This window comes from Neisseria wadsworthii 9715 (genome assembly GCF_000227765.1).
Taxonomy (GTDB): Bacteria; Pseudomonadota; Gammaproteobacteria; order Burkholderiales; family Neisseriaceae; genus Neisseria; species Neisseria wadsworthii.
This window is the reverse complement of record NZ_JH165159.1, coordinates 651,622-662,822: the sequence shown is the minus strand read 5'-3', so window position 1 is coordinate 662,822 and position 11,201 is coordinate 651,622. Positions and strand designations below refer to the sequence as shown.

Annotated in this window: 9 protein-coding genes; 3 read left to right on the top strand and 6 right to left on the bottom strand. The window is 55.1% G+C overall.

Annotated features, from left to right (window positions below; all coding sequences use genetic code 11):
* Positions 1-288: 288 nt before the first annotated feature.
* From metE to HMPREF9370_RS02835, 3 genes are all read left to right on the top strand, one after another.
* Positions 289-2,565 carry a 5-methyltetrahydropteroyltriglutamate--homocysteine S-methyltransferase gene (gene metE / locus HMPREF9370_RS02845; protein WP_009115788.1) on the top strand — a complete coding sequence of 759 codons (2,277 nt, stop codon included), beginning with the start codon at positions 289-291 and terminating at the stop codon, positions 2,563-2,565.
* A 217-nt stretch (positions 2,566-2,782) separates the two neighbouring features.
* A complete protein-coding gene (locus tag HMPREF9370_RS02840) occupies positions 2,783-3,220 on the top strand; it encodes a c-type cytochrome (RefSeq protein ID WP_050795374.1) in 438 nt (145 codons plus the stop codon).
* 57 nt (positions 3,221-3,277) lie between these two features.
* Positions 3,278-3,658, top strand: coding sequence for an MAPEG family protein (locus tag HMPREF9370_RS02835; RefSeq protein ID WP_009115786.1), 381 nt, complete (start codon positions 3,278-3,280; stop codon positions 3,656-3,658).
* A 72-nt stretch (positions 3,659-3,730) separates the two neighbouring features.
* Here the strand turns inward: HMPREF9370_RS02835 and HMPREF9370_RS02830 are convergent, their stop codons facing one another.
* The 6 genes from HMPREF9370_RS02830 to HMPREF9370_RS02805 all read right to left on the bottom strand — a co-directional run bounded on the left by HMPREF9370_RS02830 (position 3,731) and on the right by HMPREF9370_RS02805 (position 11,103).
* The gene (locus HMPREF9370_RS02830) at positions 3,731-5,182 is read right to left on the bottom strand and encodes an alanine/glycine:cation symporter family protein (protein WP_009115785.1); all 1,452 of its coding nucleotides are present in this window, start codon (positions 5,180-5,182) and stop codon (positions 3,731-3,733) included.
* A gap of 104 nt (positions 5,183-5,286) precedes the next feature.
* Positions 5,287-6,756 carry an aldehyde dehydrogenase gene (locus tag HMPREF9370_RS02825; RefSeq protein ID WP_009115784.1) on the bottom strand — a complete coding sequence of 490 codons (1,470 nt, stop codon included), beginning with the start codon at positions 6,754-6,756 and terminating at the stop codon, positions 5,287-5,289.
* 171 nt (positions 6,757-6,927) lie between these two features.
* Positions 6,928-7,791: a 4-hydroxy-tetrahydrodipicolinate synthase gene (gene dapA, locus HMPREF9370_RS02820; protein ID WP_009115783.1), complete on the bottom strand. Its 864-nt coding sequence runs from the start codon at positions 7,789-7,791 to the stop codon at positions 6,928-6,930.
* Positions 7,792-7,880: 89 nt separating this feature from the next.
* Positions 7,881-9,134 (bottom strand): NAD(P)/FAD-dependent oxidoreductase, encoded by a 1,254-nt coding sequence (locus HMPREF9370_RS02815; RefSeq protein ID WP_009115782.1) that lies wholly within the window; start codon positions 9,132-9,134, stop codon positions 7,881-7,883.
* Positions 9,131-10,096, bottom strand: coding sequence for a 4-hydroxyproline epimerase (locus HMPREF9370_RS02810; RefSeq protein WP_009115781.1), 966 nt, complete (start codon positions 10,094-10,096; stop codon positions 9,131-9,133). Before HMPREF9370_RS02810 ends, HMPREF9370_RS02815 begins: the two co-directional genes overlap by 4 nt.
* 296 nt (positions 10,097-10,392) lie before the next feature.
* On the bottom strand, positions 10,393-11,103 hold the full coding sequence (locus tag HMPREF9370_RS02805; protein WP_244963484.1) for an AraC family transcriptional regulator: 711 nt from the start codon (positions 11,101-11,103) through the stop codon (positions 10,393-10,395).
* Between the last annotated feature and the right edge of the window lie 98 nt (positions 11,104-11,201).

The window sequence follows — 11,201 nt, the reverse complement described above, 5'->3', positions numbered from 1 at the left end:
GGCATTGTTTTAGATTGGAATACTTAAAAACAGCACATTCGTCACACTCGGATCAAGCCCGAGTATGACGGCACTGTTATTATAATAAGTAGTTTAACTATATCGTTTCAGACAGGCATTCGGGTCCGTCGGTTTTACCCATTCCACCCTATCCACATTCTCCGGCGGTCAAACATTAAAAACATTCATGTTGCCATGCAAAATAATCGTTTGCACCCTTTCCCAAAACCGTTCACTATACGACCATCACATCAAACATCCGAATTTCATTCAATATAGGAGTTGAACATGAACACATTTCATCTATCCGGCTACCCGCGTATCGGTGCGAAGCGCGAGCTGAAATTTGCCGTCGAAGCCTTTTGGAAAGGCGCGAAAAGCGAAGCCGAGCTGCAAGAAGTTGCCGCCGAAATCCGCCGTTTGAACTGGGCCACCCAAAAAGCCGCCGGCGCCGATTTGCTGCCCGTAGGCGATTTTTCTTTCTACGACCACGTTTTAGACCTGCTGTGCACTTTGGGCGCGATTCCGAAACGCTTCGGTTTTGATTCTGCCAACTTAAGCCTGCCTGAATATTTCCAACTGGCGCGCGGTAACGCCACCCAGTTCGCAATGGAAATGACCAAATGGTTCGACACCAACTACCACTACATCGTACCCGAGTGGCACGCCGACACCGAATTTAAAGTCAACGCCAAAAACCTGATCGCCCAAATCAAAGAAGCGAAAGCCCAAGGCTACGACATCAAGCCGACTTTGGTCGGCCCCGTTACCCTGCTGTGGTTGGGTAAAGCCAAAGACGACAATTTCAAACGCATCAGCCTGTTGCCGAAACTGCTGCCCGCTTACGCACAATTGTTGCGCGAACTGGCCGCCGAAGGTGTGGATTGGATTCAAATCGACGAGCCTATCCTCTCTGCCGATGCCGACGCCAACTGGATTAAAGCCGTTGAAACCTCATACAAAGAATTTGCCAACACCGGCGTGCGCATCATCATCGGCACCTACTTCGCTACCGTAGCCGAGCATCTGAACCTGCTGAAAGCCCTGCCGGTACACGGCGTGCATATCGACTGCGTGCGCGCACCCGAGCAACTCGCCGTATTTGCCGACGCATGGCCGGAAAACAAAGTATTGTCTGTCGGCCTGATTGACGGCCGCAACGTATGGCGTGCCAACTTAAGCAAAGTGATCGACACTTTGGAGCCGGTAAAAGCCAAACTGGGCAACAACTTGTGGATTGCGCCTTCCTGCTCGCTGCTGCACAGCCCGCAAGACTTGGCCGTGGAAGAAAAACTGGACGGCGAAATCAAATCTTGGATGGCGTTTGCCGCGCAAAAACTGGTTGAACTGGGCGTCATCAAACAAGCTTTGGCACACGGTAAAGACAGCGTAAAAGACGCGATTGCCGCTTCCGATGCCGCCGCTGCCGACCGCGCTACCAACAAAAAAATCCACAACGACGCCGTAAAAGCACGCGTAGCCAACCTGCCCAAAGGTGCCGATCAACGCAAATCACCGTTTGCCGAGCGCATCAAAGCCCAACATGCTTGGATGAACCTGCCCGTATTGCCGACCACGACTATCGGTTCGTTCCCGCAAACCACCGAAATCCGCCAAGCCCGCGCCGCCTTCAAAAAAGGCGAACTCTCCGCTGCCGATTACGATGCGGCGATGAAAAAAGAAATCGCCTACTGCGTGGAAGTACAGGAAAAATTGGAGCTTGACGTACCGGTACACGGCGAAGCCGAGCGTAACGACATGGTGGAATACTTCGGCGAGCAACTGGCCGGCTACTGCTTCACCCAATTCGGTTGGGTACAAAGCTACGGCTCACGCTGCGTGAAACCGCCCATCATCTTCGGCGACGTTTCCCGCCCCAACCCGATGACCGTTTACTGGTCTTCCTACGCCCAAACCCTGACCAAACGCCCGATGAAAGGCATGCTCACCGGCCCGGTAACCATGTTCAAATGGTCGTTTGTGCGCGACGACATTCCGTTGAGCGAAGTTGCCAAACAAATCGCCTTGGCCTTGAACGACGAAGTGTTGGATTTGGAAAAAGCCGGCATCAAAGTGATTCAAATCGACGAACCCGCCATCCGCGAAGCCATGCCGCTGAAAAAAGCACAATGGGACGAATACCTCGCATGGGCTTGCGAAGCCTTCCGCTTGTCCTCAACCGGCGCGGAAGACAGCACCCAAATCCACACCCACATGTGCTACTCGGAGTTTAACGACATCCTGCCCGCTATCGCTTCTATGGATGCCGACGTGATTACCATCGAAACCTCTCGCTCCGACATGGAATTGCTGACTGCGTTCGGCGATTTCAAATACCCGAACGACATCGGCCCGGGCGTGTACGACATCCACAGCCCGCGCGTGCCGCAAGCCAAAGAAATCGAACACTTGCTGCGCAAAGCCATGGACGTGGTGCCGGTGGAACGCTTGTGGGTCAACCCTGACTGCGGCCTGAAAACCCGCGGCTGGAAAGAAACCATCGAGCAGCTTGAAGTGATGATGGAAGTAACCAAAAAACTGCGTAGCGAGTTAGCTGCCAAATAAAGCTAAGTCTGTGAAATAGAGAAGCCATGCCTGTCTGAAAGGTTTTCAGACAGGCATTTTTTGTGGCTAACCAATTTAAAAATAGTACATTCGTCATGCCCGGGTTTTAATTCATTCACTGTATTCCGTTTCCAAGTTTTAACCCGACAACTGGACGCTGGGTTTGACTTGACGTATGCTTCAACAGACTATCAACAACAAAATAAAAGGACACACCATGAAAAAACATTTCTTAACCACATTATGTTTCTGTCTGATTGCAGGTTTGGCACACGCCGATGCAGGCGACATCAAAGCGCGCCAACAATATATGAAAGAATGGCGCGGCCTGAATAAAAAAATGGGCGACATCCTGAAAAAACACAATACCGCCTCTTTCCCTACCGATTCTTTTGCCGCTCTGGCAGCGCAGTTGAACGAAACAGCCAACGAACCCTGGCAGCATTACAATGCCGGCAGCGACGGAGCAGGTTCCGACGCCTCCGCCGATGTATGGCGCAAACCGCAGGAATTCCAAGCGGCAATCAAGCGTTTCAACGCCGCTGCCTCAGCTTTGGATCAAGCGGCGAAAAGCGGCAATTATGATGCTGTTAAAACCGCTTTCGATAAAGTCGGCCAAAGCTGCAAGGCCTGCCATCAAAGTTTCAAGCAGTAAATATTTTCAGACAGGCCTGTCTGAAAAAACATATTTCAACCCATCAGGAGGAGTACTATGAACTTTATTCACATCGTCACCATACTGGCGCTGATTCAGTATTTTTTCTTCGGCTTTATGGTTGGACGCGCCCGATCCAAATACGGCATCCACGCGCCTGCCGTTTCGGGCAACGAGCATTTCGAACGCGCCCTGCGTATCCAGCAAAACACGCTGGAGCAGCTGGTTGTGTTTTTGCCCGCGCTGTTTATCGCCGCTGTTTATTGGTCTGAAGGCATCATCGCGTTGATCGGTGTGGTGTATCTGGTGGGGCGTTTTATTTACTGGCGTGCTTACACGGCCGACCCGCAAACCCGCGCGATCGGTTTTCTGCTAACCATGATTCCTTCTTTTGTTTTGATGATCGCAGGCTTGATCGGCGCTATGTTTAAGGCTTGATTGCTATTGAGAAATGCCTGTCTGAAAAAGTTTTCAGACAGGCATTCTTTACATCTACCCTAGCAGCAAATCTCAACGCTTATCATGTTGCTGTATATAGTCTACCCAAAACTCGGCATTCTCAATCCCTGCCTCACGCGGGTCGAATACCGGATCGAGGCCGGCTTTTTTCTGGCGGTCGTAATCGCGCAGCGCGCGTAGGGCGGGTTTGCTCAAGAATACGATGGCAATCAGGTTGAGATAACACATGCTGCCGAAGCCGATGTCGCCCAAGCCCCACATCAGGCTGGCGGACTGCACGCTGCCGGCGAATACCACCACTAAAAACACCACCCGCAGAATCATGCTGAGTATCGGGTATTTCAGCTTTTGGTCGAGATAAAGCAGCGCGGTTTCGGCGATGTAGTAATAAGCCAGCAGGCAGGTAAAGGCAAAGAAGAAGATGCCCACCGCCACGAATGCGCCGCCGAAATCGCCGAACACGGTGCCCAATGCCGCCTGCGTGTAGGCCGAGCCTGCGGCCACGCCGGGGATGTTTTCCACCAGCGGGGTTTCCATGCCGGGCGGATGCACGTTATACATGCCGGTAATCAGAATCATGATGGCGGTTGAGGTGCAGACGATCACGGTATCGATATACACCGAGAAGCCTTGTACCAAACCTTGTTTCACGGGATGGCTCACTTCTGCGGCAGCCGAGCTGAACGTCGCTTCGCCCGCACCGGCTACGTTGGAGAACACGGCACGGCGCACGCCCCACGCGATTGCCGTACCGACAATGCCGCCGAATACCGCGTCAATACCGAACGCGCTGCCGATAATAAGGCTCACGGTTTCGGGAATCTGCGCGGCATGGGTTACCAACACAATCAGCATCAGGCCGACATAGCCCAAAGCCATCAGCGGGATGATGCGGTCGGCGGCGCGGGCGATGCGTTTGGTGCCGCCGAAAATCAAAAAGGCCAACAGTGCGGTAACGACTGCGCCGCTGACCCATGACGACAAGCCGAAAGCGTTGTCAAACGAAGTGGCGATGGTATTGGCCTGAATGCCCGGCACCAACACGCCGTAGCTCAGGAAAATCACCACGGCCACCAACACGGCAAAGGCTTTCAGCTTCAAGCCTTTCTCAATGTAGTAAGGCGAGCCGCCGCGGTATTCCGTGCCGACTTTGGTTTTGTAAACCTGCGCCAAAGTCGATTCCACAAACGCGCTTGCACCGCCCAACAGCGCCATTACCACCATCCAAAACACAGCGCCCGGGCCGCCCGCAGCAATGGCGGTGGCCACGCCGGCGATGTTGCCGACACCGATACGCCCCGACAGCGACATACAGAATGCCTGAAACGACGAAATGCCCGCACCGGATTCCTGCTTTTCTTTCAACAAACGGATCATTTCCGGCAGATAGCGGAACTGCACGCCTTTGGTAATAACGGTGAAATACAGGCCGACGGCCAAAGCCAGATAAACCAGACCGTTGCCCCAGATATAATCCACCAGCGTATTTACTATATTTTCCATCTTTCTCTCCTTTGCAATCGTTTGTGGTAATGAGGCCGTCTGAAAAAACGCTTTGGGCTTTGCAGAAACCTACCGGTTTCAGACGGCCTGAGCTTTATTTTTTGTTATTCCACAAACCAAATGGTTTTTGCTTGCGTGTACTGCTCAAACGCTTCCACGCCTTTGTCGCGGCCGCCGAAGCCCGACTGCTTGTAGCCGCCGAACGGTGTGGCGATGCTGCCTTCCGAGAAGCCGTTTACCGATACCGTGCCTGCCTGAATTTTGCGGGCAACGCGGTGGGCGCGGCTCACATTCGAGGTGTAGAACGAAGCAGCCAGGCCGTAATCCGATTGGTTCGCCAAACGAACGGCTTCTTCTTCGCTACTGAATGTGGTTACCGCCAGCACCGGGCCGAAAATTTCTTCTTTAAACACGGTCATATCCGCGGTTACGCCGTCGATAATCGCCGGCTCGAAATACCAGCCCTCGCCGGTTTTGCCGCCGGTGAGCAGTTTGCCGCCCTCTTTCAGCGCGGTATCGAAGTAGCGGCACACCTTATCGAAATGCGCCTCTTCCACCAGCGGGCCAAGGTTGGTTTCAGGCAGGCGTGGGTCGCCGACTTTCCAATCTTGCTTGAGGCCGTCTGAAAGTTTGGCCAGCAAGGTGTCTTTGATGCCTGCTTCCACAATCAGGCGCGAACCGCAGCTGCAGTTTTCGCCCATATTCCAGAACGCGGCGGCCAAAATCGACGGCACAGCTTTGTCTAAATCCGCATCGGCAAACACGATTTGCGGGCTTTTGCCGCCGCATTCCAACACGATTTCTTTCAGGTTGCTTTGCGCCGAATATTCCAAGAAATAGCGGCCGACTTCGGTGGAGCCGGTAAAGGCCACCATGTCCACATCTTGATGCACGCCCAAAGCCTTGCCGACCGTTTCGCCCAAGCCGCACACCAGCGTCAGCGCCGCTTCGGGCACGCCCGCTTCATGCGCCAGCTGCACCATGCGGTAGGCGCTCAATGAAGTCAGCTCGGCCGGTTTCACAATCACCGAATTGCCTGCCGCCAAAGCAGGCGCCACTTTCCATGCAAACATCTGCGCGGGGAAGTTCCACGGCAACACCACGCCGACCACGCCGACCGGCTCGTGCACAATCAAACCCAGCGCGTCGTTGCCGGTGGGTGCGACGCGGCCGAAGGCTTTATCCACATATTCGGCGTAGAAATAAAAGGTTTCGATGGTGGCGGGCATATCGGTGTTGATGCACTCGCTGATGGGCTTGCCCGCGTCGATACAGTCCAACGCGGCCAGCTCTTCGGCATGCTCTTCAATCAATTGCGCCCAACGCAGCAGCACCGCGCGTTTTTCAGACGGGCTTTTGTCTGCCCAGAGGCCGTCTGAAAACGCGGCACGCGCGGCGCGCACGGCGGCATCTATATCCTGTTCGCTGCCGTCGGCGATGTAGCCGATGAGGGAATTGTCGATGGGCGTGCGGTTTTCCAGCTTCTTGTCCGAATCGGCGTGGTTCGGAATCAAATGCCCCGCCCACAGGCTGCCTGCTTTGGCGGCCTCGAAGATTTGTTCAACGGTTTTCATCTACACTCCTTTTCGTTCGGAAACCTCTCTTAAGAAAGGTTGGGTATTTTTGAATACACTACATTGGTCATACTCGGGCTTGACCCGAGTATCTCTTAAAGTTACCGGAACTCAAGATACTCGGGGCAAGCCCGAGTATGACGAGCCGTAACAAGGCAAGCGGTTCGAAACTTATTTCAACAAAGCCGTAAATTCGGCGGCTTCCTGCGCGGTCAGGTTGTGCAGCGGCAGGCGCACTTTGCCGGCGGGTTTGGTGCCGTTTAAGCAGCCGATTTTGGCTTTTTGGTTGTAGTCGCCCGATTCCATCGAATGCAGGGCGGGATAGAGGTCGGTCAGAATCTGGCGGGCTTTGTCCCAATCTTTGGCTTGGGCGGCGTTAAACAGGGCAACCTGCTCGCCGGGGAACACGTTGGCCGCGCCGGCAATCCAGCTTTTCACGCCCCAGAAGAAGAAATCCAAAGGTTGGTCGTCGCAGCCGCACACCACTTGGAAATTGTCGAATTTCGCCTGAATCATGCGCAGCGCGTTGGAGAAATTGCCGGTGCTTTCTTTGATGCCGACGATGTTGGGATGCTTTGCCAAATGCGCCACTGTGTCGAATTCGAGTTCTACGCCGATGCGCGCGGGGAAGTTGTAGAGAATAATCGGCAAGTCGGTTTTGGAAGCCACATATTCAAAGTGCTCGATGATGCCTTGTTGCGACGGCAGGCTGTATGGCGGCGCCGACAGCATCAGGCCGTGGTAGCCCAATTCTTTGGCGCGGACGGCGCGTTGCGCAGCCACTTCGCTCGACATATCGCTGACACCGGCAATCAGCGTGCAGCGGCCTGCGGCGGCTTTCACGATGGTGGTCAACACGGTTTCGCGCTCGGCTTCCGACAAAGCGTAATACTCGCCCGTGGTGCCGCAGGCCACGATGCCGCGCACGCCTTTGGCGATAAACGCGTCCACCAATTCGGCCAGCAGCGCGGTGTCCACCTGATTGTCGGCGGTAAACGGGGTAACGATGGGAACTAAAATACCTTCGATGTTCATGATGCGTCTCCTCTTGAGATGAATAGTGAATCAATTTAAAAAAACTACATTCGTCATACCCAGACTTGATCCGGGTATGACGGGGCTTTCTAGCTGCCGAAACGGTTAAAACGGTAAGGGCTTAAATCCATAGCAGGCTGTTCGCCGAAATACAGGGCTTTCACCAGTTGTGCGGTCAGCGGCGCTTGGGTCAGCCCCAAATGCTGGTGCCCGAACGCCAGCAAAATGTTTTCTTTGCGGTCGATTACCGGCAGCGAGTCGGCAACCGACGGGCGGAAACCCATCCACGGCACGGCGCCTTGCCGGTTCAGACGGCCTTTGAGCATAGGCTCCGCCAAGCGGAACAGCTGCTCCGCCCGTTCCATATTCGGCGGCGCGTCCAGCCCGGCAAACTCCACCGTACCGGCCAAGCGCAAGCCCGCGTTCATGGGCGTCATGATGAATTTGCGCTCGAAGCTGCTCACCGGCACGTTCAAAATATTCGGGCTTTGCGGCAGCATCAGGTGGTAGCCGCGTTCGGTGTCGAGCGGAACGTCGCTGCCGCACAGCTTTTTCAGCCACGGCTTGGAAAACGCACCGGCGGCAATCACCACGCGCTTGGCTTCAAACGCCTTGCCGCCGCCGATGATGCGGAACAGGCCGTCTGAAAATGATTGGATGTCGGAAACGTCGGTATGTTCACTCACCGTGCCGCCCGCCTGCACGAAAGCGTGCTGCAAATCCGCCGCCATGCCCGCCAAATCGACCACATGGCCGGTATCAGGGTAAAACAGCGCGCCGCGTTGCGTGTCGGCCAGCGCCGGTTCGCGCTCGTGCAGGCCGGCATGGTCGAGCCATTCGTTGGTCACGCCCAATTCATTCAACACCCTGCCGTGCTTTTGCAACGCCGCCTGCCCGCTTTCGGTTTCGCACACCAGCAGCGAGCCGTCGATGCGGATATGCTTTTCCACGCCCCACTCGCGCGCAAACGCCCGCCATGCCGGTAAAGCGCGGCTGTTGAGCGCCATCAGGGCGCGGTGGCTGCGCCGGAAGCGTTCGGGCGTGAGGTTGCGCAACAGGCTGAACAGCCACGGCGTGATTTTCGGCAGGTATTTCCAGTCCAGCCGCAACGGGCCGAGCGGGTCGAGCAGCATTTTCGGCAGCTGCTTGAGCACGTCGGGCGACGCAATCGGAAACACCTGCTCGGTGGCGATATGCCCGGCATTGCCGTAAGACGCACCGCCGCATACGGTATCGCGCTCCAACAGCAGCACGCTTTCGCCGCAGCGCTGCAATTCCAGCGCGATGCTCAAGCCGACGATGCCGCCGCCGACCACGGCCGCAGAAAAAACTTGGCCGCTCATGATGTTTCGATTCCGTAGCGGAACGGGTCGTCCGCGTTCACAAAAATCTCCGCCGCCGCATGAATGTGCGCCTCGCCTTTGATGGTCGGTATGATCAGACCCTCCGTATGCAGGCCGTCTGAAAACGGTTCGTAAGACGCGGCAAAGCGGCTGCCGATCACGCTTTCCTGTATCCATTCTTTTTCAGACGGCCACACACCGTCCGCAGCCAAACAGGCCATCTTCGCGCTGGTGCCCGTGCCGCAGGGCGAGCGGTCGTAGGCCTTGCCCGGGCAAAGCACGAAGCTGCGGCTGTTTGCCGTATCGGTTTTGCCGAAAAGCTCGATGTGGTCGATTTCCTGCCCGTCTTTGCCGGTGATGCCCTGCTCGTTCAGCGCGGTGCGGATGCGCCAGGAAACATCGGTGAGCTGCTCCAGATTGTCGGGCGCGATGGTGCAGCCGTGGTCGTTCACCAAGAAAAACCAGTTGCCGCCCCAAGCAATATCGCCGGTGATGCTGCCGATGCCTTCTACATTAAGCGCCACGTCTTTGCGGTAGCGGTAGGCCGGCACGTTGCGCACGCTCACCGAGCCGTCTTCATGCAGCGTGCAGCGCACATTGCCCACCGGCGTTTCGATGGTGTGCGTGCCGACATCAATGCGTTTGAGGTGTTGCAGCGTTTTAATCAGGCCGATGGTGCCGTGGCCGCACATGCCCAAATAGCCGCTGTTGTTGAAGAAAATCACACCGGCGGCAGAAGCGGGGTCTTGCGGCTTGCACAAGAGCGCCCCCACCAAAACGTCCGAACCGCGCGGCTCCAAAATCAACGCGCGGCGCAAATGGTCGAAACGCCCGGCAAAATCGGCGCACTGCTCCTGCAGGCTGCTGCCGGAAAGCTCGGGGAAACCGCCGTACACCACACGGGTCGGCTCGCCGCCGGTGTGGGAATCAATCACGGAAAAAGTGTATTCGGTATGCGGCATGGCAAAATCCTATCGCTAAACAAACTTCCGCTAACCTTACAAAACCGCCGCTGCCGCCGTCTTGATGAATTTCCCGTTTTTTGTGCAGAAATGGGCATACCCGCAGTTAAATCACAGAGCCGTCATACTCGGGCTTGACCCGAGTATCTCGAATTTCAGTAAGGCTGGGAGATACTCGGGTCAAGCCCGAGTATGACGGACGTACTTTGGTGCAGATTGCTTCACTTACCGCTTGCACAAAACAAAATGCCTGTCTGAAAAATAGTTTTCAGACAGGCATTTCTACACTTTCGCCGTTATCTCGATTTCTTAAACTCAGACGGCGCCAAGCCTACCAGCACCTTAAACTGCCGCGTAAACGCGCTGTGGTCGGAATAGCCGCAACGGGCGGAAATTTCCGTGACCGACAAGCCCGTTTCCAGCATCGCCATCGCCGCTTCGATGCGCACTTTTTGAATGTATTGCGAAGGCGTGATATGGAAAATCTTTTTGAAATAACGCTCGATTTGAGCTGTGGAAAGGCGCGAAACGGCTTCCAAGTCTTTCATTTTGATGCTTTGGTCGAAATGGCCGGCGATGTATTTTTCAATCAACGCGATTTTTTTGTTCAGCTCGGGGCGGTTGCTGTCGTTGGTTTCCACGTCCACCGACACGCCGAGCATGGCAATAATTTCGCCCTGCGGATTGCGCACCGGCATTTTATGCGTGATACACCAGCCCAATTCGCCCGAAGCATAAGTATGCAGCTCCAGTTTGTTGCTGATGGTTTTGCCCCCACTCAACACTTCCCTGTCCTGCTGCGTATAGCGCTGCCCCCACTCCGACTGAAACAAATCTTCAGAAGTTTTGCCGATTAAAGCCGCCATATCGGGCAATTGCAAGCGGTGCAGCAGCGTATCGTTGGCAAAAGCATATTCCGCCCGCGTGTTTTTCACAAAAAACACCGTACTGGGCAGCACCTGCAACACGGGCGCAAACATGTTCAGGCTGCGGATTAAATCGTCCAAATGTTGCGGCTGAACCGAGGGAGGAAGAAAAACAGGAGGCATGGCGGAAATTGAGAATATGTTTAGTCGGAATCTGCAGGCTTTTCACATTAAAAATT